This is a genomic window from Azorhizobium caulinodans ORS 571 (genome assembly GCF_000010525.1).
Classification (GTDB): domain Bacteria; phylum Pseudomonadota; class Alphaproteobacteria; order Rhizobiales; family Xanthobacteraceae; genus Azorhizobium; species Azorhizobium caulinodans.
In genome coordinates this window covers 736563-762579 of sequence record NC_009937.1, presented here as the reverse complement: position 1 = coordinate 762579, position 26017 = coordinate 736563, and the positions used below count along the sequence as shown (strand labels likewise).

Annotated in this window: 26 protein-coding genes and 1 tRNA gene; 20 read left to right on the top strand and 7 right to left on the bottom strand. The window is 68.2% G+C overall.

All coding sequences use genetic code 11. The features are described from left to right. The first annotated feature begins 173 nt into the window (after positions 1 to 173). The 12 genes from dnaJ to AZC_RS24755 all read left to right on the top strand — a co-directional run bounded on the left by dnaJ (position 174) and on the right by AZC_RS24755 (position 15075). Positions 174 to 1319: a molecular chaperone DnaJ gene (dnaJ, locus tag AZC_RS03525; protein ID WP_012169220.1), complete on the top strand. Its 1146-nt coding sequence runs from the start codon at positions 174 to 176 to the stop codon at positions 1317 to 1319. 117 nt (positions 1320 to 1436) lie between these two features. Next, on the top strand, positions 1437 to 2450 hold the full coding sequence (locus AZC_RS03520; protein ID WP_012169219.1) for a dienelactone hydrolase family protein: 1014 nt from the start codon (positions 1437 to 1439) through the stop codon (positions 2448 to 2450). 46 nt (positions 2451 to 2496) lie between these two features. Continuing rightward, positions 2497 to 3336, top strand: a complete 840-nt coding sequence (locus AZC_RS03515) for an isocitrate lyase/PEP mutase family protein (RefSeq protein WP_012169218.1) — start codon at positions 2497 to 2499, stop codon at positions 3334 to 3336. A gap of 314 nt (positions 3337 to 3650) precedes the next feature. Continuing rightward, positions 3651 to 5051, top strand: a complete 1401-nt coding sequence (locus AZC_RS03510; protein WP_012169217.1) for a CmpA/NrtA family ABC transporter substrate-binding protein — start codon at positions 3651 to 3653, stop codon at positions 5049 to 5051. A 140-nt stretch (positions 5052 to 5191) separates the two neighbouring features. Continuing rightward, positions 5192 to 6100 (top strand): nitrate ABC transporter permease, encoded by a 909-nt coding sequence (ntrB, locus tag AZC_RS03505; RefSeq protein ID WP_012169216.1) that lies wholly within the window; start codon positions 5192 to 5194, stop codon positions 6098 to 6100. An 11-nt stretch (positions 6101 to 6111) separates the two neighbouring features. After that, positions 6112 to 6906: an ABC transporter ATP-binding protein gene (locus tag AZC_RS03500; RefSeq protein WP_012169215.1), complete on the top strand. Its 795-nt coding sequence runs from the start codon at positions 6112 to 6114 to the stop codon at positions 6904 to 6906. 69 nt (positions 6907 to 6975) lie between these two features. Next, a complete protein-coding gene (locus AZC_RS03495) occupies positions 6976 to 7401 on the top strand; it encodes a globin family protein (protein ID WP_012169214.1) in 426 nt (141 codons plus the stop codon). Between the two features lie 36 nt (positions 7402 to 7437). Further along, complete coding sequence (locus tag AZC_RS03490) at positions 7438 to 8640, top strand: NAD(P)/FAD-dependent oxidoreductase (RefSeq protein WP_012169213.1); 1203 nt, start codon at positions 7438 to 7440, stop codon at positions 8638 to 8640. 13 nt (positions 8641 to 8653) lie between these two features. After that, on the top strand, positions 8654 to 10423 hold the full coding sequence (locus tag AZC_RS03485; protein WP_012169212.1) for a NirA family protein: 1770 nt from the start codon (positions 8654 to 8656) through the stop codon (positions 10421 to 10423). Further along, positions 10420 to 12033 (top strand): sulfite reductase subunit alpha, encoded by a 1614-nt coding sequence (locus AZC_RS03480; RefSeq protein ID WP_012169211.1) that lies wholly within the window; start codon positions 10420 to 10422, stop codon positions 12031 to 12033. Before AZC_RS03485 ends, AZC_RS03480 begins: the two co-directional genes overlap by 4 nt. A 27-nt stretch (positions 12034 to 12060) precedes the next feature. Continuing rightward, positions 12061 to 14760, top strand: coding sequence for a nitrate reductase (locus AZC_RS03475; protein ID WP_012169210.1), 2700 nt, complete (start codon positions 12061 to 12063; stop codon positions 14758 to 14760). A gap of 42 nt (positions 14761 to 14802) precedes the next feature. Further along, complete coding sequence (locus AZC_RS24755) at positions 14803 to 15075, top strand: hypothetical protein (protein ID WP_012169209.1); 273 nt, start codon at positions 14803 to 14805, stop codon at positions 15073 to 15075. Between the two features lie 43 nt (positions 15076 to 15118). Here the strand turns inward: AZC_RS24755 and ppa are convergent, their stop codons facing one another. Then, positions 15119 to 15652, bottom strand: coding sequence for an inorganic diphosphatase (gene ppa / locus AZC_RS03470; RefSeq protein ID WP_012169208.1), 534 nt, complete (start codon positions 15650 to 15652; stop codon positions 15119 to 15121). Positions 15653 to 15808: 156 nt separating this feature from the next. Continuing rightward, a complete protein-coding gene (locus AZC_RS03465; protein WP_012169207.1) occupies positions 15809 to 16318 on the bottom strand; it encodes a GNAT family N-acetyltransferase in 510 nt (169 codons plus the stop codon). Positions 16319 to 16531: 213 nt separating this feature from the next. On the opposite strand from AZC_RS03465, the gene AZC_RS03460 reads away from it, so the two are divergent. The 3 genes from AZC_RS03460 to AZC_RS03450 all read left to right on the top strand — a co-directional run bounded on the left by AZC_RS03460 (position 16532) and on the right by AZC_RS03450 (position 18399). Further along, a complete protein-coding gene (locus tag AZC_RS03460) occupies positions 16532 to 16846 on the top strand; it encodes a hypothetical protein (RefSeq protein ID WP_043878844.1) in 315 nt (104 codons plus the stop codon). 64 nt (positions 16847 to 16910) lie between these two features. Next, positions 16911 to 17567 carry a peptide-methionine (S)-S-oxide reductase MsrA gene (gene msrA / locus AZC_RS03455; protein WP_012169205.1) on the top strand — a complete coding sequence of 219 codons (657 nt, stop codon included), beginning with the start codon at positions 16911 to 16913 and terminating at the stop codon, positions 17565 to 17567. 142 nt (positions 17568 to 17709) lie between these two features. After that, entirely contained in the window at positions 17710 to 18399 is a 690-nt protein-coding gene (locus AZC_RS03450; protein WP_012169204.1) for a fumarylacetoacetate hydrolase family protein, read from the top strand. A gap of 48 nt (positions 18400 to 18447) precedes the next feature. Here the strand turns inward: AZC_RS03450 and AZC_RS03445 are convergent, their stop codons facing one another. Both AZC_RS03445 and AZC_RS03440 read right to left on the bottom strand, forming a co-directional pair. Further along, complete coding sequence (locus tag AZC_RS03445; protein WP_012169203.1) at positions 18448 to 19332, bottom strand: LysR substrate-binding domain-containing protein; 885 nt, start codon at positions 19330 to 19332, stop codon at positions 18448 to 18450. A 19-nt stretch (positions 19333 to 19351) separates the two neighbouring features. Further along, positions 19352 to 20419 carry a YeiH family protein gene (locus AZC_RS03440; RefSeq protein WP_052285842.1) on the bottom strand — a complete coding sequence of 356 codons (1068 nt, stop codon included), beginning with the start codon at positions 20417 to 20419 and terminating at the stop codon, positions 19352 to 19354. 261 nt (positions 20420 to 20680) lie between these two features. On the opposite strand from AZC_RS03440, the gene AZC_RS03435 reads away from it, so the two are divergent. From AZC_RS03435 to AZC_RS03425, 3 genes are all read left to right on the top strand, one after another. Next, positions 20681 to 20956 carry a general stress protein gene (locus AZC_RS03435; protein WP_043878843.1) on the top strand — a complete coding sequence of 92 codons (276 nt, stop codon included), beginning with the start codon at positions 20681 to 20683 and terminating at the stop codon, positions 20954 to 20956. Positions 20957 to 21384: 428 nt separating this feature from the next. Next, positions 21385 to 21624 carry a hypothetical protein gene (locus AZC_RS03430; RefSeq protein WP_043878842.1) on the top strand — a complete coding sequence of 80 codons (240 nt, stop codon included), beginning with the start codon at positions 21385 to 21387 and terminating at the stop codon, positions 21622 to 21624. A 203-nt stretch (positions 21625 to 21827) separates the two neighbouring features. Beyond that, positions 21828 to 22190: a hypothetical protein gene (locus tag AZC_RS03425; protein ID WP_043878841.1), complete on the top strand. Its 363-nt coding sequence runs from the start codon at positions 21828 to 21830 to the stop codon at positions 22188 to 22190. A gap of 82 nt (positions 22191 to 22272) precedes the next feature. Here AZC_RS03425 and AZC_RS03420 read toward each other — a convergent pair. Together AZC_RS03420 and AZC_RS03415 are read right to left on the bottom strand one after the other, a co-directional pair. Next, positions 22273 to 22346, bottom strand: a tRNA-Gln gene (locus AZC_RS03420). 142 nt (positions 22347 to 22488) lie between these two features. Then, positions 22489 to 23088: a glycosyltransferase gene (locus AZC_RS03415; RefSeq protein WP_012169199.1), complete on the bottom strand. Its 600-nt coding sequence runs from the start codon at positions 23086 to 23088 to the stop codon at positions 22489 to 22491. A 434-nt stretch (positions 23089 to 23522) separates the two neighbouring features. Here AZC_RS03415 and AZC_RS03410 point away from each other — a divergent pair, with 434 nt between their 5' ends. Beyond that, a complete protein-coding gene (locus AZC_RS03410; RefSeq protein ID WP_052285841.1) occupies positions 23523 to 23792 on the top strand; it encodes a hypothetical protein in 270 nt (89 codons plus the stop codon). Position 23793: 1 nt separating this feature from the next. Next, positions 23794 to 24438, top strand: a complete 645-nt coding sequence (locus AZC_RS24235) for a hypothetical protein (protein ID WP_052285840.1) — start codon at positions 23794 to 23796, stop codon at positions 24436 to 24438. Between the two features lie 99 nt (positions 24439 to 24537). Here AZC_RS24235 and AZC_RS03395 read toward each other — a convergent pair whose 3' ends face one another. Beyond that, positions 24538 to 25872, bottom strand: coding sequence for a globin-coupled sensor protein (locus AZC_RS03395; protein WP_043878840.1), 1335 nt, complete (start codon positions 25870 to 25872; stop codon positions 24538 to 24540). Between the last annotated feature and the right edge of the window lie 145 nt (positions 25873 to 26017).

Here is a 26017-nt window from a genome sequence, read left to right as displayed (position 1 = left end):
GGCGGGGTCGTCGGGCGCCTGCAGGACGGCACGGACGCTGCGGTGCCCGCGCAAGGCCGATGCGGCACAAGAGATTTCGAGGCGCTGTTCAGGACCCGTTCGACGGGCATGCGCTCTTTCGGACCTGATGAGCCCGGATGGCTACGCCTCGCGGGCGACGGAAAAGCGAGACCATGGCGAAGCGTGACTATTACGAGGTGCTGGGCTGTGATCGCGGTGCCGATGAAACGGTGCTGAAGGCCTCGTTCCGCAAGCTGGCGATGAAGTGGCACCCGGACAAGAATCCGGGCGACCCGGAAGCCGAAATCCGCTTCAAGGAAATCTCCGAGGCCTATGAGGTCCTGAAGGACCCGCAGAAGCGCGGCGCCTACGACCGCTATGGCCATGCCGCCTTCGAGAATGGTGGCGGGCCGGGCGGCGCGGGCTTCAACGCCGACTTCGCCTCCACCTTTGCCGACATTTTCGACGACCTGTTCGGCGGCTCCATGGGCCGCAGCGGCGCCCGCAGCGCCGGCGGCCGGGCGCGCGGGGCGGACCTGCGCTACAATATGGACATCACGCTGGAGGAAGCCTTCTCCGGCAAGACCGCCCAGATCAGCATCCCCACGTCCATCTCCTGCGAGGTGTGCTCGGGCTCCGGCGCCAAGGCCGGCACCCAGCCCAAGACCTGCCGCACCTGCAACGGCGCCGGCAAGATCCGCCATGCCCAGGGCTTCTTCACGCTGGAGCGCACCTGCCCCTCGTGCCAGGGCCGCGGCACCGTGATCGAGGATCCCTGCCCGAACTGCGGCGGCGCCGGCCGCGTGACGCGCGAGCGCACGCTTCAGGTGCAGATCCCGGCTGGCGTGGAAGACGGCACCCGCATCCGTCTCGGCGGCGAGGGCGAGGCGGGCGTCCGCGGCGGACCGCCCGGCGACCTCTACATCTTCCTCTCCATCGAGCCGCACACCTTCTTCCAGCGGGAAGGGGCGGACCTTTATTGCCGCGCGCCCATCTCCATGGTGACGGCGGCGCTCGGCGGCACGGTGGAAGTGCCGACCATCGGCGGCGAGAAGACCAAGGTGAAGATTCCCGAGGGCACCCAGTCCGGCAAGCGCCTGCGCCTGCCCGGAGCGGGCATGCCCGTGCTGCGCTCGCGCTCCTTCGGTGACATGTATGTGCAGGTGGTGGTGGAAACGCCGCAGAACCTCACCAAGCGCCAGAAGGAACTGCTCGCGGAATTCGAGGGCCTCTCCTCCACGGATACCCATCCGGAATCCAACGGCTTCTTCGCCAAGATGAAGGACTTCTTCCAGGGCGCCAGCAGCGACAACGACTGAGCGGCTCGGCCTTCGGGCCGCCGCAGTCGAAAACCGCTTATTTTGCAGTGCACTAAACCTGACAGCGGCCGCTTTGGCTGACATGCTGCGCCCGGTCCATCGCGAATCGGGTGCCCCATGAAACTGCTGCCAGCCGGTCTCGTCGTCGCCCTGCTCCTGAGCCTGCCCGTGGCGGCGCGGGCCCAAGGCCCCGGCCCGGCGCAAAGCCCGGCGACCTCCGATCCGGCGAGCATTCCCGCGCGGGTGGAGCTTCACCCCTTCCCCTCCCGCACCCTGCCCGACAGCGCCTTCCTGAAGGGCGAGGAAGTCGGCCAGCCGGTGACGCTGGCGGCGGAGCTGCGACTCTCGCAGGCGTCCGGCAAGCAGCCCGTCGTGGTGCTCATGCACGGCTCGGGCGGCGTCGGCGCCAACATCGAGCCGTGGGTGGAGCAGTTCAACGCCATGGGCATGGCGACGCTCGTCATCGATGGCTTCACCGGCCGCGGCCTCACCTCGGTCAGTTCCGACCAGGCCAAGCTCGGGCGGCTCAACTTCATTCTCGACATCTACCGGGCGCTGGACATCCTCGCGAAGCACCCGCGCATCGATACCAGCCGCATCGCCCTGATGGGCTTCTCCCGCGGCGGGCAGGCGGCGCTCTATGCGAGCCTCGACCGCTTCCAGAAGATGTGGAACCGCTCGGGCGTGACGTTCGCCGCTTATGTGCCCTTCTATCCCGACTGCGCCATCAGCTTCATGGGCGAGACGGACGTGGCCGGCGTGCCCATCCGCATCTTCCACGGCGCGGCGGACGATTATGATCCGGTGTCCGTGTGTCAGCCCTATGTGGCGCGCCTGAAGGCCGCCGGCCGGGATGTGGTGGTGAAGGAATATGCCGGTGCCGAGCACGGCTTCGACACTCCCTTCCCGCTCGGGCGCGTGGAAGCGCCCACCTCCCAGACGGTGCGGGCCTGCACCATCCGCGAGACGGAACCGGGCGTGCTCACCAATGCCGCCACCGGCCAGCCATTCACCTACAAGGACGCCTGCGTCCAGCTGGGCCCGCATGTGGGCGGAAATGCCGAGGCGGCGGCGGCCGCCCACACGGACGTCGGCGCTTTTCTCGCGACCCAGTTCAAGCTGAAGCCCTGAGACCACGGGCGGAGCCCCCCACCTCCCCTTCGTTCTGGAGACAGGCGTGTCCGAGCAGATTGCCAAGTTCGAGCGCTTCAAGGCGCTGCACCAGCAGGCCCAGGCCTTCGTCATCCCCAACCCGTGGGATGCCGGGTCCGCGCGCCTTCTTGCCAGCCTCGGCTTCGAGGCGCTGGCCACCACCAGCGCCGGCTACGCCTTCTCCAAGGGCAAGCGGGATTCCGCCGCGAGCCTGACGCGGGGCGAGATTCTGGAGAATGCTTCCGAGATCGTCCGCGCCACCCACCTGCCCGTCTCGGCCGATCTGGAGGACGGCTTCGGCGCGGCGCCCGACGCCTGCGCGGAAACGATCCGCCTCGCCTGCGCCATCGGCCTCGTGGGCGGCTCTATCGAGGATGCGACGGGCGATCCCGCGACGCCCATCTATGATCTGGCGCACGCGATCCAGCGCGTGGAGGCCGCGGCCGAGGCGGCGCGCGACCTGCCCTTCCTGCTGACGGCGCGGGCGGAGAACTTCCTGTGCGGCCGGCCGGACCTCGACGACACCATCCGCCGGCTCCAGGCCTTTTCTGCCGCCGGCGCCCATGTGCTCTACGCGCCCGGCCTGCCGAACCTCGAGGCGATCCGAACCGTCTGCGCCGCCGTGGACAAGCCCGTGAATGTCGTGATGGGGCTGCGCGGCCCCTCCTATTCCGTCGCCGAACTCTCGGCGGCCGGCGTGCGCCGGGTGAGCGTCGGCGGCTCCTTCGCGCGGGCCGCGCTCGGCGCCCTGATGCGGGCGGCGCAGGAGGTGCGGATGTTCGGCACCTTCAGCTATGCCGCCGAAGCGCTGCCGGGAAAGGAGATCATCGCTCTCATGTCGGAAACCCGCCCCGAGCGCTCCTGAGCCGCCGGTGCACCGCACAATCCTGAGGCAGTTGCTCACCCCACCGCCAGATCACTGCCCATCAGGACATCGTGCTCATTTTTTGATCTTTCGCATTCTCTAGCGATTCCAAAACCTTCGTCACACGTCCCGGTTGGCACGGCCCTTGAATAAGGAAGGGCATGCGCCGTCAACGGGGATGGCGCTTCCCAAATTTCGTCCCAAGGGCGGGACCGCAGCAAAGCCGCTGACACCGATGGCGCCAACCGCGCCGTGCGGATGTCTGCGGCTTTTTTCGTTTTGCCCACCGACGCCACCACGAGGGGAACCTGAAGATGACCGACGCCTCCGAGCCCAAGTCCGTTGCGCTGTCCGTTGTGTCGCCCGCCGCCCCCTCGCCGGCGGCGTCTTCGGCTGGCCCCGAGGGGACCGCGCACGAGGGTGTCTCGCGCCGTTCGCTGCTCAAGGGCGGCGTCGCGGCCATGGGAACGGCGGCGCTGTTCGAGGCGGTGCGGACGGTCTTCCCCGGCGGCGTGCCCTCCGCGCATGCGGCGGCACCAGAGACCACCAAGGCCGTCCTCGGCTACATCGCGCTCATGGACGCTTCCCCGCTGGTGATCGCCAAGGAGAAGGGGCTGTTCGCCAAGTATGGCGTGCCGGACGTGGAGGTGGTGAAGCAGGCCTCCTGGGGCGCCACCCGCGACAATCTCGTGCTCGGCGGCGGCGCCAACGGCATCGACGGGGCGCACATCCTCACCCCCATGCCCTACCTCATCTCCACCGGCAAGGTGACGCAGAACAACGCGCCGACGCCCATGTACATCCTCGCGCGCCTCAATCTCGATGCGCAGGCCATCTCCGTTTCCAACGAATACAAGGACCTGAAGGCCACCGCCAACGCCTCGGCGCTCAAGGCCGCGTTCGAGAAGAAGAAGGCCGAGGGCAAGGAAGTGAAGGTCGCCATGACCTTCCCCGGTGGCACGCACGACCTCTGGATCCGGTACTGGCTCGCCGCCGCCGGCATCGACCCGGACAAGGACGTCTCCACCATCGTGGTTCCGCCGCCCCAGATGGTGGCGAACATGAAGGTGGGCAACATGGACGCCTTCTGCGTGGGCGAGCCATGGAATGAGCAGCTCGTCAACCAGGGCATCGGCTACACCGCCTGCACCACCGGCGAGATCTGGAAGAACCATCCCGAGAAGGCGCTCGGGATGCGCGCCGACTTCGTGGACAAGAACCCCAACGCCACCAAGGCCATCCTCATGGCCGTGCTGGAAGCGCAGCAGTGGTGCGACAAAATGGAAAACAAGAAGGAGATGTCCGAGATCGTCGGCAAGCGGCAGTGGTTCAACGTGCCTGTCGCCGACATCTACGGCCGCACCATCGGCGACATCAATTACGGCAACGGCCGCGTGGTGAAGGGCTCCGACCAGTACATGAAGTTCTGGCAGGCCAACGCCTCCTATCCCTTCAAGAGCCATGACGCCTGGTTCATCACCGAGGACATCCGCTGGGGCAAGTTCGAACCCACCACCGACATCAAGACCCTGGTGGACAAGGTGAACCGCGAGGACCTGTGGCGCGCCGCCGCCAAGGAACTGAACGTGCCGGCGGCCGAAATTCCCACCTCCACCTCGCGCGGCGTCGAGACCTTCTTCGATGGCAAGAGCTTCGACCCGGCCAATCCCACCGCCTATCTGAAGAGCCTCGGCATCAAGCGGGTGGAGGTCTGAGATGGCGACTCTCTGCGCGCGCGAACTGACCTCACGTTCAGCGCCGTCCCTCGCGATGGTCATGGCCGGGACAAGCCCGGGCATGACTCACCTTTTTGGCGGCCGTTGTGCCCCCTGTTCCGTTGTCTGAGGAGCCCGCCATGTCCGTCACCGCCCTCAAAGAGGCCGAGCCGCAGCGGCGTCCCGAAGCCGCCACGCCTGCGAGCGTCGCGCAGGTCGTCCGCCTGAAGCGGTCGCGCCCGCCCGTCTCCGCCCGCCTCATGGCCGCCGCACGCTGGTTCGCGGTGAGCGTGCTGCCGCCGCTCATCGTCACAGCCCTGCTGCTGCTACTGTGGGAACTGCTGTGCCGGGGCGCCGGGGCGACCCTGCCTCCGCCGAGCCGCATCTGGGCCGACAGCAAGGATCTGATCGTCGATCCCTTCTTCGTCGCCGGCCCGCAGGACATCGGCCTCGGCCTGCGCGTTCTCGTGTCGCTCCAGCGCGTGGCGGTGGGCTTCGGCCTCGCCGCTGTTGTGGGCGTGCTCACCGGCGCGCTCATCGGCCAGTCGGTCTGGGCCATGCGCGGGCTCGATCCCATCTTCCAGATGCTGCGCACGGTGCCGCCGCTCGCCTGGCTGCCGCTGGCACTCGCCGCCTTCCGCGACAGCAACCCCTCGGCCATCTTCGTGATCTTCATCACCTCCATCTGGCCGATCATCATCAACACGGCAGTGGGCATCCGGAACATCCCGCAGGACTATCGGAACGTGGCACAGGTGCTGCGGCTGAACCCGCTGGAATTCTTCTGGAAGATCATGCTGCCCTCGGCGGCGCCCTACATCTTCACCGGCCTGCGCATCGGCGTCGGCCTGTCCTGGCTCGCCATCGTGGCGGCGGAGATGCTCACCGGCGGCGTCGGCATCGGATTCTTCATCTGGGATGCGTGGAACTCCTCCCGCCTGCCCGACATCATCGTCGCCCTCGTCTACATCGGCGTGGTGGGCTTCGTTCTCGACCGTCTCGTGGCCGGTGTCGCCGGCATCGTCACCCGCGGCACCGCGGCGTCCTGAAGGAGATCCCCATGCCCGCCTATCTCGAGCTCAGCCAGATCGGCAAGACCTTCACCCGCGGCGCCGCCACCACCGAGGTGCTGCGCGAGGTCTCGCTGGACATCGCCAAGGGCGAATACATCTCCATCATCGGCCATTCGGGCTGCGGCAAGTCCACCTTGCTCAACATCGTGGCGGGCCTCACTCCCGCCACGAGCGGCGGCGTGATCCTTGATGGGCGAGAGGTCAACAGCCCCGGCCCGGACCGCGCCGTGGTGTTCCAGAACCACTCCCTGCTGCCCTGGCTCACCGTCTATGACAACGTGCGCCTCGCGGTGGACAAGGTGTTCTCCGGCACCCGCTCGCGGGCCGAGCGGCACGACTGGACCATGCACAATCTCGAGCTGGTGCAGATGGGCCACGCGCGGGACAAGCGCCCCTCTGAGGTCTCCGGCGGCATGAAGCAGCGCGTGGGCATCGCCCGGGCGCTCGCCATGGAGCCCAAGGTGCTGCTGCTGGACGAGCCCTTCGGCGCGCTGGACGCGCTCACCCGCGCCCATCTGCAGGACAGCGTAATGCAGATCCATGCCACGCTGGGCAACACCATCCTCATGATCACCCACGATGTGGACGAGGCGGTCCTCCTCTCCGACCGCATCGTGATGATGACCAACGGCCCCTCCGCCCGCATCGGCGAGGTGCTGGAGGTCGGCCTGCCGCGCCCGCGCAAGCGCCTCGAACTGGTGGCCAATCCCACTTACCTCAAGGCCCGCGAGGCGGTGCTGAAATTCCTCCACGAGCGCCACCGCTTCGTCGAGGCCGCCTGATTGCGCGGCCGGAGCGGCACCGCTCCGGCCCCTTCGCCCCATCCGGAACCCGCCAGCCAGGAGCCCGTCATGACCCCGAGCCAAGTGGAACTGGTGCAGTCCTCTTTCGCCAAGGTGGCGCCCATCGCCGAGACCGCAGCCGGCCTGTTCTATGGCCGGCTGTTCGAGATCGCGCCGGAGGTGAAGCCCCTCTTCAAGGGCGATATTTCGGAGCAGGGGAAGAAGCTGATGGCCACCCTCTCCGTGGTGGTGAACGGCCTCACCAAGCTCGACGCCATCGTGCCGGCTGCGCAGGCGCTGGCCCGCCGCCACGTCGCCTATGGCGTGACGCGCGAACACTATGCCCCGGTCGGCGCCGCCTTGCTCTGGACGCTGGAACAGGGCCTCGGCCCCGACTTCACGCCCGAGGTGAAGGCCGCCTGGGCGGAGGCTTATGGGCTGCTCTCCGGCGTGATGATCGAGGCGGCCGAGGGCGCTGCCGTCCCGGCGGAATGATCTGAGGCCCATGATCCCCAGCAACGGAATGCGCACGTGAGCGAGCCTCTCGTCATCATCGGCAACGGCATGGCCGCCACCAAGCTCTGCGAAGAGCTCGGGGCCTGCGGGCTCGGCCGCTATTCCGTCGCCGTCGTGGGAGCGGAGCCGGGCCTTGCCTATAATCGCGTGCTGCTCTCCGACGTGCTCGCCGGCAAGCTGCCGGCCACCGATCTTGAAATGAAGCCCGCCAGTTGGTGGGCGAAGCAGGGCGTGACCCTGCTCTATGGAACGCCCGCCGCTTCCATCGACCGGGAAAGCCGGGCCGTGGTGCTGGCGGACGGGCGTCGCCTGCCCTTCAGCCGGCTGGTGCTCGCCACCGGCTCGCATCCCATCCGCCTGCCGCTGCCGGGCGCGGACCTGCCCGGCGTCACCACCTTCCGCGATCTGGCGGATGTTTCGGCTCTGCTCGCGGCGGCAAAGCCCGGCGTGCGCGCCGTGGTGATCGGCGGCGGCCTTCTGGGGCTGGAAGCCGCCATCGGCCTTGCGGGCGCAGGCGTTGCGACCACCCTCGTCCATCTGATGGACCGGCTGATGGAGCGCCAGCTCGACGCCACTGCCGCCGATCTGCTGCGTCAGGCGGTGGAAGCGCGCGGCGTTACCGTGCGGCTTCAGGCCCACAGCGCCGCCATCGAAGGCGAAAGCCATGTCACGGGACTGCGGCTCGCGGATGGCGAGGTGCTGCCCGCCGATCTGGTGGTGATGGCTTGCGGCGTGCGCCCGAATGCCGATCTCGCCCGCGCAACGGGCCTCACCTGCAATCGCGGCGTGGTGGTGGACGATCATCTCGCCACCAGCGATCCCGCCATCTTCGCGCTGGGCGAATGCGCCGAGCACCGGGGCATGGCCTATGGCCTCGTCGCCCCCGCCTATGAGCAGGCGCACGTGCTCGCGCGGCATCTGGCGGGCAAGCCGGCGGCTTATCCGGGCAGCGTCGTCTCGACGAACCTCAAGGTGTCCGGCGTGCCGGTCTTCTCGGCCGGCGACATCTCCGGCGAGGGGGCGCAGGACATCGTGCTGCGTGACCGCGCCCATGGCATCTATCGCCGCCTCTTCATCCGCGACGGCGTGCTCGCTGGCGCCGTGCTCTTCGGCGACACCGCCGACGGGCTCTATTTCCTCGACCTCATCACGAACCGCACCCCCATCGCGCCGCTGCGCGCCGCGCTCGCCTTCGGGCGGCCGGCGCTGGCGGCGTGAGGAGAGAGACATCATGAGCGGCGACTTTACAGTGGATCAGAAACGCTATCTGGAAGGTTTCATGTCCGGCGCGCAGGTGGCCCGCGCGGGTCGCGCGCCCGGCGGCGGCTCTCCCGCCACGGCCGAGCCGACCGGACCGGATGCGCCGAGCCTCAAGGCCATGGCGCGCACGGAAGCGGAGGGCAAGAAGCTCTGCCCCGAGGAGAAGGCCAAGCGCGAGGAAATGGGCCTCGATGCCTGGCCCCGCATGGAAGAAGCCGCGCGCGAGGGCGTCTACCCCAAGGGGCCGGACATCCTGCGCTGGAAGTATCACGGCCTGTTCTATGTCGCCCCCGCGCAGGACAGCTTCATGTGCCGCCTCAGGATGCCCAACGGCATCCTCACCCACTGGCAGTTCCGGGGCATCGCCGACATCGCCGAAATCCACGGCGGCGGCTATGCGGACGTGACAACGCGCGCCAATCTCCAGATCCGCGAGATCCCGGCCACCGACGGCGTGATCCTGCTGGAGAAGCTGGTGGACCTCGGACTCACCGCCAAGGGCTCCGGCGGCGACAACATCCGCAACGTCACGGGCACACCCACCGCTGGCATCGACCCGCAGGAGCTGCTGGACACCCGCCCCTATGCCAAGGCGTGGCACCATCACATCCTCAACACCCGCACGCTCTATGGCCTGCCGCGCAAGTTCAACGTGGCCTTCGACGGCGCCGGCCAGATCGGCGCGCTGGAGGACACCAACGACATCGGCTTCCAGGCCGTGGAGGTGAAGGAGGGCTTCGGCGTCGAACCCGGCGTGTGGTTCCGCCTTGCGCTCGGCGGCATCACCGGCCACAAGGATTTCGCCCGCGATACCGGCGTCATCCTGCCCCCTGCGGACGCCACCAAGGTGGCCGATGCCATCATCCGCGTCTTCATCGACACCGGCGACCGCACCGACCGCAAGAAGGCCCGCCTCAAATACGTGCTCGATGCGCTGGGCTTCGACGGCTTCCTGAAGAAGGTGGAAGAGCGGCTGGGCGCCCCCTTCGTCCGCGTGCCGGCAGACGCCGTGAAACCGCGCCCGGAGGCGGACCGCATGGCCCATCTCGGCGTGCGGCCGCAGAAGCAGGCGGGGCTGAACTGGATCGGCATCGGCGTCCCGGTGGGCCGCATGACGGCCGCCCAGATGCGCGGCCTTGCGGATATCGCCCAGAACCTCGGGGATGGCGATCTGCGCCTCACCGTCTGGCAGAACGTCCTCGTTTCCGGCGTGCCGGATGCACGGGTGACGGTGGCGAAGGCCGCCATCACCGCGCTCGGCCTCACGGCGGATGCGGATGCGCTTCAGGCCGGCATCGTCGCCTGCACGGGGGCGGCCGGCTGCCGCTTCGGCAATGCGGACACTAAGGCCACCGCGCGCGCCATCGCCGCTTATTGCGGCCCGCGCGTGGCGCTGGACAGCCCGGTGAACATCCACGTCACCGGCTGCCACAATTCCTGCGCCCAGCATTATATCGGCGATATCGGCCTCATCGGCGCGCGCGTGGCCATCAATGAGGATGGCGACACGGTGGATGGCTACAACCTGCTGGTGGGCGGCGGTTTCGGCACGGAGGCCGCCATCGCGCAGGAGCTGTTCGAGCAGGTGAAGGCGGAAGACGCACCCGCCCTCGTGGAGCGCCTGCTCAGCGGCTGGACTGCGCAAAGGCTGCCGGGCGAGACCTTCGCCGCCTTCACCCGCCGCCTTGGCCCCGCCGCCCTGAAATCCCTCGTCGAGACCGCCATGGAGCGCGCCGAATGACCCTCCAGACGCGAACCCCTCTGGTGCCCTTCCTGCCGGAAAGCGCCCCTTTCTCGGCCGAGCAGCGGGCCTGGCTCAACGGCTTCTTCGCCGGCATTTTCTCCGGCGAGGCGCCGGCCGGCGCCACCGTCCTGTCTCCGGCCGAGGGCGCGGCCCTCATGGCCCCGCCCGCGAGTGCTGAGGAAGACGACGGTGCGCCCTGGCATGATGCCTCGATGCCGCTCGACGAGCGCATGAAGCTCGCCGAAGGCAAGCCGCTCGCCCGGCGGATGATGGCGGCCATGGCGCAGCAGGACTGCGGCCAGTGCGGCTATATCTGCGACAGCTATTCCAAGGCGCTCGCCTCGGGCGCCGAGACCAAGCTCAATCTCTGCGCCCCCGGCGGCAAGGAGACGCTGCGGATGCTGAAGCAGCTCGCCACCGAGCTGGATGGCGCACCCGCACCGGCGCCCACCGCGCCCGGTGCCGAGGCCGCAACCGCCCCGGCCGCCGCTGCGCCGAGGGGCACGCGCGACAATCCCGCCGAAGTCACCTTCCTCGGCCGCTTCCGCCTCAACAAGGACGGCTCCGAGAAGGAGACGTGGCACGTGGATTTCGACCTCGAAGGCTCGGGGCTCGACTACAAGGCGGGCGACAGCTTCGGCCTGTTCCCGGTGAATGATCCCGGCCTCGTGGCGGACGTTCTCGCCGCTTTGCATGCCCCTGCCGACTTCCCCATCGGCGAGAAGACGCTGGAGCAGGTGCTCACCAAGGAGGTGTGCCTGAAATCGCCCCCCGACACGCTCTTCACCCTCATCTCCTACATCACCGGCGGGGCCCGCAAGGACAACGCGAAGGCGCTGGCGGCGGGCGAGGACCCGGATGGCGATGCGGCAACGCTCGACGTGCTGGCGGCGCTGGAGAAATTCCCCGGCATCCGGCCGGACCCGGAGGCCTTCGTGGAGTGCCTGGAGCCGCTCCAGCCGCGCCTTTATTCCATCTCTTCCAGCCCCGCCGCCACCCCCGGCCGGCTCTCGCTGACGGTGGATGCGGTGCGCTACGACCATCAGGGCCGCACGCGGCTCGGGGTGTGCTCCACCTTCCTCGGCGGGCGCGTGGCGCCAGGCACGCGGATGAAGGCCTATGTGCAGAAGGCCCACGGCTTCGGCCTGCCGACGGATGCGGCGCGGCCCGTCGTCATGGTCGGCCCCGGCACGGGCATCGCCCCCTTCCGCGCCTTCCTGCATGAGCGCATGGCGACGAAAGCGCCGGGTCGCAACTGGCTGTTCTTCGGCCACCAGCGCTCGGCCACCGACTTCTTCTATGAAGACGAACTCGCCGGAATGCAGGCCGCGGGCGTGCTCTCGCGGCTCGACACCGCATGGTCCCGCGAGGGCGGGGAGAAGGTCTATGTGCAGGATCGCATCCGCGCCGCAGGCCCCGAACTTTGGGCGTGGTTCGAGGAAGGCGCGCACTTCTATGTCTGCGGCGATGCCAAGCGCATGGCCAAGGATGTGGAGGCCGCCGTCGCGGATGTGGCCGCCACCCATGGCGGCCTCGGGGCCGAGGGCGGTGCCCGCTTCGTGGCGGAACTGAAGAAGGCCGGCCGCTATCAGGCGGACGTCTACTGAGCGCAGGAAAACCGGAGACAGCGCCTCATGAACGCCCCGCTTTCCTCGCCTCAGGCGACATCGACCACCTGTCCCTATTGCGGCGTCGGCTGCGGCGTGAAGGCGACGCCCGATGGGCTCGGCGGCGCATTGATCGAGGGCGATGCCGCGCACCCGGCCAATCTCGGCCGGCTGTGCTCCAAGGGCGCGGCGCTGGGCGAGACCATCGGGCTGGAGACCCGGCTGCTCCATCCCATGATGCGCGAGGGCGCCGGCGATCTGCGGCGGGTGACGTGGGATTCCGCACTCGACCGGGTGGCGGAGGGCTTCCGCCGCGTGCTCGCCGAGCATGGGCCGCAGGCGGTGGCCTTCTATCTCTCCGGCCAGTTGCTCACGGAGGATTATTACGCCGCCAACAAGCTCGCCAAGGGCTTCCTCGGCACGGCGAACGTGGACACCAATTCGCGCCTCTGCATGGCTTCGTCCGTCGCCGGGCACAAGCGGGCCTTCGGCTCGGATACGGTGCCGGGATCGTATGAGGATCTGGAACAAGCCGACCTCATCGTCCTCACAGGCTCCAACACCGCCTGGTGCCATCCGGTGCTGTTCCGCCGCATGGTGGCGGCGCGGCAGGCGCGCGGCACGAAGCTCGTGGTCATCGACCCCCGCCGCACCGCCACGGCCGAGGAAGCGGACCTGTTTCTGCCCCTCGCCCACGGCACGGACGCGGCGCTGTTCTCCGGCCTGCTGGTGCATCTGACGGACACCGGCGCGCTCGATGAGACCTTCATCGCGCAGCACACCGAGGGATTTGCGGAAACGCTGTCGGCCGCGCGGGCGGAAACGCCGGACCTTGCCGCCACCGCCCGCATCACGGGCTTAGCCGAAGCGGATGTGGCGCGCTTCTTCGCGCTGTTCCGGGCCACGGACCGAGTGGTGACCTGCTACTCGCAGGGCGTCAACCAGTCCCGGCGCGGCACGGACAAGGTAAACGCCATCCTCAACTGCCACCTCGCCACCGGCCGCATCGGGCGCGAAGGCATGGGGCCCTTCTCGCTCACCGGCCAGCCCAATGCCATGGGCGGGCGCGAGGTGGGCGGGCTCGCCAACCAGTTGGCCGCCCATATGGGCTTCTCTCCCGCTGAAGTGGACCGCGTGCGCCGCTTCTGGGGCGCGCCCCACATGGCGCAGGCGGAGGGGCTGAAGGCGGTGGACATGTTCGCCGCCATGGAGCGCGGAGAGATCAAGGCGCTGTGGGTCATGGGCACCAATCCGGCCGTCAGCCTGCCGCGCGCGGATGCCGCCCGACGTGCCATGGCCGGACTCGACCTCTTCGTGCTGTCCGAGAACGTGCTCGGTACGGACACCGCCGGCTGCGCCCCCCATGTGCTGCTGCCCGCCGTCGCCTGGGGCGAGAAAGACGGCACGGTGACGAATTCCGAACGCCGCATCTCCCGCCAACGCCCTTTCCTCGCCCCCGCCGGCGAGGCGAAGCCCGACTGGTGGGTGCTGGCGCAGGTGGCCCGCCGCCTCGGCCATGGGGAGGCTTTCGACTGGCGCGGCCCGGCGGACATCTTCCGCGAGCACGCGGCCCTCTCCGCTTTCGAGAACAACGGCACGCGCGACTTCGATCTCTCCGGCCTCGCGGACCTGACCGATGCCGCCTATGAGACCCTCGCCCCGGTGCAATGGCCGGTGCGCACGGCGTCGGACGGGCCGCATGGCACCGAACGGCTGTTCGGCACCGGCGGCTTCTTCACCGCCTCCCGCCGAGCGCGCTTCGTGACCCCCGCCCCCGTCGCCCCGGCCCCGGTGGCGGAAGACTTCCCGCTGCTGCTCAACACCGGCCGCATCCGCGACCAGTGGCACACCATGACCCGCACGGGCCTCTCGCCCCGGCTCGGCAGCCACATCTCCGCGCCCTTCGTGACCGTGCATCCGGACGACGCGCGGGCCGCCGGCCTGACCGACGGCGCTCTGGCGCAGGTGGAAACCGCCCATGGCCGCGCCGTGCTGGAGGTGCGCCTCGACGACGGCCAGCGGCCCGGCACGGTGTTCGCACCCATCCATTGGAGCGCGACCAATTCCTCCGGCGGGCGCGTGGGCGCGCTGGTGCATCCGCTCACCGATCCCGTCTCCGGCCAGCCGGACCTCAAGGCGACGCCGGCCCGCCTCGCGCCGGTGGACGCGCCCGCGCGGGGGGTCCTGCTCGCCCGCAGCCGCGTCTCGCCACCGCCGGGCCTTGGTTTTGCCCGCGCGCGGCTGGAGGGTGGACACGGCTGGCGGCTCGCGGGCTCTGTCGATGTCGCCGCATGGGCCGCCTATGCGCAGGCCCTCGCCGACGATCTTGGCCTTGCGGACAGCTTCTGCGACATGGCGGACACGGCGGGCGGCCATTATCGCGCCGCCGCCTTCACCGCCTCGGGCGCGCTCGCCTTTGCTCTGGTGCTGGCGCCGGAGGCCGAGGTGCCGGCCTGGGATGTGTGGGTGCAGCGGCTCGCCCGCGGCACGCTCACCGAGGACGATCGGCGCCTCGTGCTCTCCGGCCGCGCTTCGGATGGGGCAGCCGCCTGCGGGCCGCTGGTCTGCGCCTGCTTCGGCGTGCCGCGCGGCGCGATCGCGCAGGCCATCCGCGAGGGGGCGCATGATGCCGCCGCCATCGGCGCGCGGCTCAAGGCTGGCACCAATTGCGGCTCCTGCCTTCCGGAGCTGAAAGCGCTGCTCGTGGACATGCTGGCCCCCGCCTGACGCCCGCTCGACAGCGGGCACAAGCGATGGCAAACGCACGCCATGTTTCAGCGTGCATTGCTTGCGGTTGTCACCGCCTCGATTGTGATGATGTCAGGGCCGGTCGCGGCCGAACGCGGCTGCGGAAGCCGGGGTGGCCCCGGTTATCGCGGGCCGGACGGACGATGTGTCGGCTGGGCCAATATCGGCCGGGTCTGCGGCAGCCCGCCGACCACGCGCTGTACGGCGGAAGCGCCCGCCGCCGACGCCGATCAGGCGGCCGCCTTCTCCTCCACGCATCCGCGCAAGCCGAAGACCCCGCCCGATCCGCAATGATCCCTCCCCCGCGCACGGGAGAGGGACGAGACAGCCGGAACGCTCAGGCCTTGGACTTGGCCCGCTCGATGCCTTCGAGGATGAGCTTGTGGGCTTCCTCGGCATCGCCCCAGCGGATGATCTTCACCCACTTGTTGGGCTCAAGATCCTTGTAGTGCTCGAAGAAGTGCTCGATCTGCTTGAGCGTGATGTCGGCCAGATCCTTGTAGCTCAGCACCTTGTCATAGCGCTTGGTGAGCTTGGGGCCGGGCACGGCGATGATCTTCTCGTCGACGCCGCTCTCGTCTTCCATCAGCAGCACGCCGACCGGACGCACGGACATGACGGCGCCCGGCACGATGGCGCGGGTGTTGGCCACGAGCACGTCGCACGGATCGCCGTCGCCCGAGAGGGTGTGCGGGATGAAGCCGTAATTCCCCGGATAGCGCATGGCGGTGTAGAGGAAGCGGTCCACGAACAGGGCACCGGCATCCTTGTCCATCTCATACTTGATGGGCTCGCCGCCGATCGGAACCTCGATCACCACGTTCACTTCATGGGGCGGGTTCTTGCCGACCGGAATCGCGTCGATACGCATGAGTGTTGCGCTCACTTGCAGCCTGGAGCGCGCCCCGCACCGCCCGCATCCGGGGGGCGCACGCCGCGCTCGCGTTAAAGACATGAGGTGAATGCGGCAGCCAGATGTGCTCTGGCCGGATCCAGCCCTCGGGAACCGCCGATCTCGCCGGCGGCGCTACCGCTGCCAACCGAAAGCCGTTTTGTCCAGAACTTTTCCACCAAAGCGTTCGGTGGAGGCTGCGACCGCCTGTCCACCCAGGGCCTCGTAAAAGCCGATGGCGCCTTGATTGTCTGACAGCGCCCACACCACGAGGCCCGGCAAGCCGGCGAGCGAGAGATCGCGCCGCGCGGCCGAAAACAGCCGTTGTCCAAAGCCGAGGCCCTGATAGACGGGCTTCAGATAGATCTCGTAGATCTCGCCGCCGAAGGGCAGGTTCTTGGCGCGGTTGCCACCGTAATTGGTGTAGCCGGCCACCTCGTCGCCCACCAACAGCACGGAGATGCGGCTGCCCCGGCGGATGGCGGACTGCCACCATTTCGGTCCGCGCCGCTCGATCATCCGCTCCAGCTCGAGGCCGGGAATGAGGCCGCGATAGGCGGTGCGCCAGGCCGCGTCATGCACCTCCGCAAGGGACGGAGCGTCCTGCGGCCGGGCCCGACGGATCTCGATAAGGCCTGTCGTCATGCCGTCCATGGAAGCAAGAACGGCCGCGCTCTTCAAGAGCCTTGCGTCCGGCGCAGGGCCGCATCCACCGCAGGACGGCAGCGACATCCCGCCGCCTTCTCGAACGCAACGGCCGGCCGCTACCGCTGGAACCGGCAGAGTTTCCGCCGCTCCCATCTTGATCTAAGGATGGGATGTCGGCGGCAGACCGCCGGCACGTGGACGCGAGGCGCGATGATCCGGTTCCTGTTCCGTTTCCTGGGTTTCTGGCTCATGGCCGGGGCCTTCGTGGCGCTGGTCGTGGACGGCACGCGCTCCATTGCCGCTTCGGATATCGTCTACACCTCCGCCTATCGCGCGTGGGTCTCGCTCTCGCCCGGCACTTATGACGCTGCGCAGGCCAAGCTCACGGCCTTGTCACCTTTCCTCTGGACGCATGTCGGCGCCCCGCTGCTGAACCTGCCGCTCTTCTTCCTGCTGGGGCTCGTGGGCGCCGTGCTGCTCTCCATTGGTCGTGTGCGGGAGCGCTCGCCCTTCGAGGCTGCCTGAGACGCCCCTCGCGGAACGGTGGGCGGCACCCCATATCTGCGCTCGAACACAAAAGGAGCGCGCCATGTTCTGGTCGAAGAAGCCCCTGGACCTTCCGACGCCCGAGACCGCCCTCAAGGGCCGCCCCGACGCCATTCCCACCGCCCGCCTGCACCATGTGAACCAGAATCCGCTGAAGGGCCCCTATCCGGACGGCTTCCGGACGGCGATCTTCGCCCTCGGCTGCTTCTGGGGCGCGGAGCGCGCCTTCTGGCGCACGCCGGGCGTCTGGGTCACGGCGGTGGGCTATCTCGCCGGCCTCACGCCCAATCCCACCTATGAGGAAGTGTGCTCCGGCCGCACCGGGCACACGGAAGGCGTGCTGGTGGTCTATGACCCGGCCGTCATCTCCTATGCCGATCTCGTGAAGCTCTTCTTCGAGAGCCACGACCCCACGCAGGGCATGCGGCAGGGCAATGACGTGGGCACGCAGTATCGCTCCGGCATCTATACGAGCGACCCGCAGGAGAAGGCTGTCGCCGAGGCGGTGAAGGCAAGCTATGAGGCCGCGCTGAAGGCCAAGGGCTTCGGACCCATCACCACCGAGATCATCGACGGCGGGCCGTTCTATTTCGCCGAGGACTATCACCAGCAGTATCTGTCGAAGAATCCCGGCGGCTACTGCGGGCTTGGCGGCACCGGCGTCTCCTGCCCCATCGGGGTGGGCGTCGCGGCCCAGTGAGCATCGGGCGCCCGGCCAAGCCGGGCGCCTTCTTACGCTACGGCCGTGTGATTTCAGGCATTTGAAGCGGCGGATACGGCTTAATCGGCTTCAACTCGACGGCGACTTGCTCTAAGCGGGGGCGTCTATCGAGGAGCCCTCCATGGCCAGCTTCGTCATTCCCGCCCCCGTTGTCCCCACCCTGCCGGTGAAGGGCACGGATGCGCTCTTTCCGGTTCACCGCATCTATTGCGTCGGCCGCAACTTCGCCGACCACGCCATCGAGATGGGTCACGACCCGAACCGCGAGCCGCCCTTCTTCTTCCAGAAGAACCCCGACAATCTCGTCCCAAGCGGCTCGACCATTCCCTATCCGAAGCTGACCAAGGACGTGCATTACGAGATCGAGATGATCGTCGCGCTGAAGACCGGCGGCGACGACATCCCGGTGGAGAAGGCGCTCGACCACGTGTTCGGCTACGGGGTCGGCATCGACCTCACCCGCCGCGACCTCCAGGCGGAGCAGAAGAAGCTCGGCCGCCCGTGGGATATCGCCAAGGCCTATGAGCAGTCCGCCCCGGCAAGCGGCCTCGTGCCTGCGTCCGAGATCGGCCACCCGTCCACCGGCCGCATCTGGCTCTCGGTGAATGGGGAGACGAAGCAGGACGGCGACCTCAACCAGATGATCTGGAAGGTGCCGGAGATGATCGCCACCCTCTCCACCTTCTTCACGCTCCAGCCCGGCGACCTCATTTTCGCCGGCACGCCTGCGGGCGTCGGCCCGGTGAAGGCCGGCGACGTGCTGAAGGGCGGCGTCGCCAACGTGGGCGAGCTGGAAGTCACCTTCGCCTGAGCGCGTTGCAGCAATGAGCAGACGGCCCGCCCCGGTGGCGGGCCGTTTTCATTTGGGCGGCGCGATGAAGCCCACAAAGGCCTCCGCCGCCCGCGAGCGATCCCGCTCGCCATGATGCAGCACATAGAAATTGCGCGGCGGCAGGGCCAGCGGCAGGGCCTTCAGCGTCCCCGCCTTCAAGCCCGCCTCCGCCACCAGCCGCGAGATCACCGTCGCCCCTGCCCCGGCCGCCACCGCGCTCAGCACCGCCTCGTTGGACGGCAGTTCGAAGACGATGGTGACCGCCTGCGGCTTCACCCCCAGCCGGCGGCAGGCGGCCTCGAACATCTGCCGGGTGCCGGAGCCCGGCTCGCGCAGCACGAAGGGCATGGCGGCGATGTCGTGCGCGGAGAGGGTGTCCAGATCGGCATAGGGCGCGTCCGCCGACGCCACCAGCACCAGTTCATCGCCCGGCACGCGGCGGCGCACGATCAGCGGCTCCTCCACCTCGCCCTCGACGAAGCCGAGATCGGCCAGTCCGTCCCGCACCGCCGCCGCCACCTGCGTGGTGTTGCCGATGCCGAGCTCCAGCCGGATGCCCGGATGAGCGGCGTGGAAGGCATTCATGCGCGGGGCGAGCCAGTAATTGGCGATGGTCTGGCTGGCGTGGAGAGTGAGGGTGCCGCGCGCAAGGCCCGCGAGGTCCGAGAGCGCATCGCGCGCCTGTGCCACCCGCTTCAGGATGGCCTGCGCCTCTCCCACAAAGAGACGACCGGCGGCGGTGAGTTCGATCCGCCGGCCGACCCGGTCAAACAAGGGTTGTCCGCAGGACTGTTCGAGGGCGGCGATGGAGGCGCTGACGGCCGATTGCGTCATGTGCAGCGCCTCGGCGGCGCGGGTCATGTGAAGATGATCCGCGACCGCCACGAAGACCTTGAGCTGATCGAGCGTCATCGCGCCTCTCTCGCGCCCCTCACCCGAACAGCCGGGGCGACAGCCAGATGAGGCCGAAGCTGAGGGCGGAAATGAACAGCCACGAGGCGGTGCCGAGGGCAAGAGGCCTCCAGCCGCGGGCCTTGAGCTTGCGCACGTCCGTCTCCAGTCCCATCGCCGCCAGCGCCACGGCCAGCAGCATGGTGGTGATGGGGGCGACCGTGCTGGTGACGGAAGCCGGGACGAGACCGAAGCTGTTCACCACGATCATCGCGAGGAAGCCGAGGATGAACCACGGCACCGGCGGGGCCTCCACCTTGCCGCCGTGGCCCGAGGCGCGGGCCTTGCGGGCGGCGGCGAAGCCGAGCGCGAGGACCAGCGGGGCCAGCAGGATGACGCGGTTGAGCTTGGCGATGGTGCCGAACTCGCCGGCCGACTGCCCGCCCTGGAAGGCGGCGGCCACCACCTGCGCGATCTCGTGGATGGAAGCGCCCGCCCACAGGCCATAGGCATGGGCGTCAAAGCCCGTGAGCGGCGCCAGCACCGGATAGAGGAACATGGAGAGCGAGCCGAACACCGTCACGCATGCCACCGCATAGGCCACGTCCTCATCGGAGGCGCGGGTCACCGTATTGGTGGCGATCACCGCGGAAGCACCGCAGATCGACGTGCCCGCTGCGATCAGCTCCGACAGGCCGGCTTCCACACCGATCCGCCGCCCGAGCCAGCGGGTGACGAAGAAGGTGGAGACGAGCGTGATGATTACGATGGCCATGCCATCCAGCCCAACGGTGCGCACCTGCGTGAAGGTGAGTTGCAGACCCAGCAGGACGATGGCCCCGCGCAGCACCCGGCGCATGGCGAACTTCACGCCCGGCACGGCCCGCTTCGGCGTGCCGATAAAATTGTGGAACGCCATGCCGAGGAAGATGGCGACCACCAGCGGGCTCAGCGCCGGCACGTTCAGCACGGTGCGCAGGAGATAGGCGATCGCGACGAGGCCGGCGGACAGCGCGAGACCGGGGGCGAGATGCGTGACCTGCAGGCGCGAGAGAAACGACGTGGGGCCTGCGGCGGCGGGAGCGGGGATGGGGGAATTGAGCGACATGGGATGATCCTTCCGCCCTCCAGCATCGTCGTTTTCGATCATCAATCAATGGAGTTATTTTTCTACAATCAATCAATATTTTCGTTTGAATTAGCCATGGCCTCCCGCCACGCTCCAGGCCGAATTTCCTGCGCTGCATCATGAGCTTGAGCCGGGCGGATCGGGCCGGAAGATTGGCGTGAAACGCATGTATTCCCGGGAACAGGCTCCCGCTAGACCCGTTGTCTGGTGGCTGGGGAGCATCAAAGACGGGAGGCATTCATGGCCAACAATCAGCAGGGCGGCTCCGGCAACTTCGCCAATGATCGTGAGAAGGCCAGCGAAGCCGGCCGCAAGGGCGGCCAGTCCACGCAGCAGCACAGCCAGTCCAGCGGCAACATGGGCCAGCAGGGCGGTTCCGGCAATTTCGCGCAGAACCCCGAGCGGGCGGCGGAAGCCGGACGCAAGGGTGGCCAGTCGGTGCCGGACGAAAAGCGCTCCTTCTCGCAGGACCACGACCTCGCCTCCGAGGCGGGCCGGAAGGGCGGCCAGAGCTGACGGTCTGAGGCGGATTGAGGCTACGGCCATATCCGCCAGACCGCCCCCGAGCAAATAAGACACAGGGCCGGAGCAACGCTCCGGCCCGCTTTCTCGCATTTGCACAATTCAAACAAGCAATCGCACAAAAACTTGAAATTGATCCAAGAAGCCACCCATCCTATGATCCAGCCAGCGCCAATTCCCAAGAAGAATTGATTTGTCTCAATCCTGAATTGGCAGAAATATCCTCCTTGCCGCCTCGCGGGTTCGGGCGGAACAGTAAAGAGATACGGCCCAGCCGCGTGCCGCCGGATTTCAAAAGCGTGATCGGAAGCCATGGAACCCATCCGCAGGTTTCGCGTTTCTGCCGCGGATCGTCGGCGACGCTCGCCGTCCACCGCGGTCCATCCGGGGATCAAGCAATGAACAGAGAAGCGAACGCGCCCATGCAGACGTCCCTCCACATCTGGATCGATGGCCGCCGCCACGTCCTGCGCACGCTGAACGATGCCGTCGTTCTGGTGCGCGGCATCCAGCACCCTCTCACCGAATATTGCGAACTGCTCGTGGACCAGATCGAGGCTGCCGCCAGCCCCGACCTCCAGGCCCGCGCCTGGCGGGCGATTACCACCTGGATCGAGGCCGTGCGTGCCACGGCGCCCGGTGTGATGCTGCACGCCGCCTGAGCCGGTCCTTCCAGAGAACAGGCTGTCGGGCGATACGCCCGACGCCAGCGCATACCACCTCCGCATCCATCTGGCCCTCAGACCAACCGGAAAGGTTGGCGCATCAAGGGGCAAGCGGTATGAACAGACATCAACCGTGGTTTGAGGCGGCACACGTGGGGATGGGCAAGGGGTCTTACGGGCTTGCGGCAGCGACCGTTGCGATGCTTGCAGTTGCGGCCAGCTTCTATCTGCAGGGTCCGGCAAGCACCAAGGAACCTGCGCCCCAAGCCAGCGACGCGGCCTTCCGCATCAACGCCTCGGCCGCGGACGCCTGCGCGGCCATCCTTGCCAAGGTGGCCGAGCGCTTCTCCGAGCGCGCCCAGCTCGAGCCCTGCCCGGGTCCCAGCACCACCGTGTGGCACGACCCCGAGCACCAGAAATTCATCGTGAACGGCTATATCGATTTCGCCGGCCCGGGCAGCACCGTCCGCCGCACGCGCTACCGCGCCGAAGCGCAGTACAATCTCTCCGACACCGGCCGCCCTCTCTGGACCACCGTCGAGGTCATCCCCACGGGGGAATAGGCGCGAGCGACAGCACCGGCGGTCCGGAGCAGACGTCACGGCAGAAGCCCGCCGATATCGATGTGTCGTGATGCAAAAACAGTGGCTGGGGGACCTGGATTCGAACCAGGATTAACGGAGTCAGAGTCCGCGGTTCTACCGTTGAACTATCCCCCAAGCGATTTGGCTCGAACCGGCATTCCGGTCTCGCCCCGCCCGTTTGGAAGCGGCGCCACCGTTATCCGGCGGCGAGGGCGCTTCTATACGCAATTCACCGCGGCGGGTCCAGAGGGGAGCCGAGAGTTTTACACAGGCCCCGTCAGGGGGCGGAAACATCCGCTTCCGCCAGCATCACACGGCTTTGAAAGACATACATGTCGCGGCGCCGGATGCGGCTGAACAGGCGCCGTTCGGTGGCAACGCCAGCGGCATGGCCGCCGATGCGCTCATAATGCTTGCGGCTGATCAGCAGCCCCTGCCCCGCCTTGGGACGGCCGAAAACGGCAAGCTTGGCCGCCGCCACCGCTTCGCCGAAGCGTGGCCGCAGACCAAAGCCGTCCACGGAGAGCCGGAAGGTCGCGACCATGCGATCGGCGGCGCCACGCCGCTCCGCCGTTTCGAGGAATGCGCCCACTTCACGGGCCCAGCCTTCCGCCAGCACGGCATTGGCGCCGAGAAACAGGAGCCAGCGGCCGCGCGAATGCTGAGCGCCCTGCTTCATGCGCAGGCCGGGATCATTGACCGAGGGAATGAAGAGGCAGCCCGCCGCATCGGCGATCTTGGCGGTCTCGTCGACAGAACCACCATCCACCAGGATCACATCGCGCAGGATGCCTGCGGTCACGCCGGCCACCAGCGCGGAAAGCACCGGCACGAGCTCGCGTTCCGAATCCTTGGTGGGAATGATGACGGAAATCAACGGCGCAACCTGCTCCCCGACTGTATCCAGCTATAGCGTTGACGGTCATGTTCGTCGATATGCGGACGCACCTGATTGCCGCACCGCACAAGAGCCATCAAGGGTTGCAGACGAAAGGGCGAAAGGAACGGGTGTGGCGCGCCGGTCCCACTGTTCACATCTCCTAGACCAGAACCGCAAAAGGCGATTGTCGAACGCGGATTTCGGGCGCACATTCCGCCCGCTCGGACGGCGCGGCGGGCCGGTCGATGCAACGAAACCCCGCACAGGCAAGGGTTCCACACCCGGGCATCCGCCCGGTCGGAGCCGCGCTTGTCCCTGGCGCGTGCGCGTTCCAGCGCGCGGCGCAGCGGGCCTTCCGGTGCTCACCTCCCCCGTGGCTCCGCGTCTCTCGCGATGACCTCAGGTCCATCCCGACATCGGAAGGCTCAGACATGCAATTCGACGACTGGGACAAGGACGAAAACGGCCGCCTCAAGGTGTGGCCGCTGCAGGGCTTCACGACCGCGCTTTTTGATGGAACGGCCGGCGGCCTGCGCCTCGAAGTGGGCAAGCCGCGCCCCGGCCTCCCCCTGCCCGCGGTGCAGGTCTCGGCCAATGCCGAGCAGTTGCGCGCGCTCGCCCAGGCCCTCACGGAAGTGGCGGACCACCTGGAGCAGGGGACACTGCCGCCTTCGCCTCCTCCCCTGCGGACCACGAACTGACATGACCTCCCGCGCCGCCGCCTCGCTTCGCCTGCCCTCCCACCTGATGTCTCTCCCCGCTGACCTTACCGGCACGGCGGCTCTTTATCTGATGCTCACCGTCGGGGCGGCGGCGTCCGCCGCGCCCGAGGCGACGGCGCCCGACGTGCAGATGGCCGTGCGCGGGATGACGGGCGCGCGCGTGGCGACGGCCGGGGACCTGCCGGCGGACATGATGCCCTCCGCGAAGGCAACGCCGCCGACGACGCCGCGCATCCGCACGCCCGAACCGCCGCTGCCGCCTGAGCAGAACCAGGCGGAGAGCGCCCCGCCCGCCCCCCCGCCGCCGCAGAAGCCCATCGACAACTGGAAGGAATTCGACGCCGCCTTCGCCACCTGCCTCGATCCCGTTCCGGGGCCGGAAGGGGCGGAGATGACGCTGCGCTTCGCGCTGGACCACAGGGGCAATCTGAAAGGCAAGCCGGTGGCGAGCTATTCCAAGCTGCCGGGCACCATTGCGGAGCAGAAGGAGTTCGTGGCGGCGGCGCTGACCAGCCTCGACAAGTGCCTGCCCCTGCCGGTGACGAGCCGCTTCGGGCCTATCATCTCCTCTCGCCCGCTGCTCATTCGCTTCTCCGGGCCCAAGCCCCGCGACCGGGGCATCTGATACACCCCTGAAACGCAAACGGCCGGCGCAAGGCCGGCCGGAGCGTCAGGAGGGACGCGGCGAAGCAGAGATCAGCCGTGTCCGAAAGAAGGCTATCCGTCAGACCACATCGATGGTCTTCAGGAAGGTCTCCACTTCCTCGTTCAGCCTCTGGCTTTCCGAGCTCAGCATCCGGGCGGAGCCCAGCACTTCCTCGGACGCCGATCCGGTGTTGACTGCCTGGGTCCGCACCGAGGCGATGGCGGTCGCCACCTCCTCCGTGCCCACGGCGGCGCGCGCCACATTGGCGGTGATCATGGACGTCGCCTCGGTCTGGCTGTCCACCGCATGGGCGATGGTTTCCGAGATGCCGGCGAGGCGCTCGATGGTGTGACCGATCTCCTTCACCGCCGACACGCTATCCTGCGTCGCCGACTGCATGGAGGTGATCTGGCCGCCGATCTCCTCGATGGCCTTGGCCGTCTGGGAGGCGAGCGCCTTCACTTCCTGCGCCACCACCGCGAAGCCGCGCCCCGCCTCGCCCGCGCGCGCGGCCTCGATGGTGGCGTTGAGCGCGAGGAGATTGGTCTGCTCCGCGATGGCGGTGATGAGCTTCAGGACATCCCCGATGCGCGCCGAGGCGCTCGAGAGCTCGCGGATGCGCTCATCGGTGCGTTGCGCCTGCTCCACCGCCTCACCGGCGATGCGGCTCGATTCCCGCACCTGGCGGCTGATCTCGTTGATGGATGCGGCCAGTTCGTCGGAGGCCGTCGCCACCGACTGCACGTTGGACGAGGCCTGCTCGGAGGAAGAGGCGACGGCGGACGACAGCGCGCGCGTGCTCTGCGCCGTGTCGGCCAGCGAGGCCGCCGTAGTCTCCAGATGCGCGGCGGCGTCGGAAACCGTCGTCACGATGCTGCGGAAGGCCGCGCCAACCCGATCGAGGGTCTCGCGCTTCGCCTTGATGCCGGCATCGAGATAGACGGAGATGGCGAAATCCATATCCAGCAGGGCGGCGGTGATGACCGCCTCGATCAGCCGCGCCTTCCGTTCGGGCGCCGTGCGGTCGAAGCGACCGGCCTTGAAGCCGGTCTCGATGGCGGCGACGAGGCCGCTCAGAAGAAGGGCATAGCCCGCGATGTACCAGCGGGGCTCAAGGCCGAGACGGGCATGCGTCTGGCCGATGCGGGTGACGGATTCCACATAGGCGGCATCGAACCGGCCATCGAGGATCACGCCCCAGTGCTTGATCTGCATCGCCTTGGCGTGGGCGCGCACGGCGGCCGTGGGGAACATCCGGGCCATGTCCGGATAGGTCATCAGGTGGTCGTAGAAGCCATCCAGGATCTTCGGCATCGCGGCGACCACCAGATCGCGCGCCTCGCGCAGGCTGGCCTGAAGGGCCTTGTCCATGCCGATGAAATTCAGACGCTGGCTCAGACTTTCTTGTGTCATGGGACCATCCCGTTTCGCGGCACGCGGTGGTGCGGCGAGTTCCTCCCGGTCAGGACGCGCAAAGCTGGCGACGCGTCCGATCCGCCCGCACCTTTTTCTTAACGGGCGCCCCATGCTGTACGGCCACGCTTTCGCGAAGATGGCG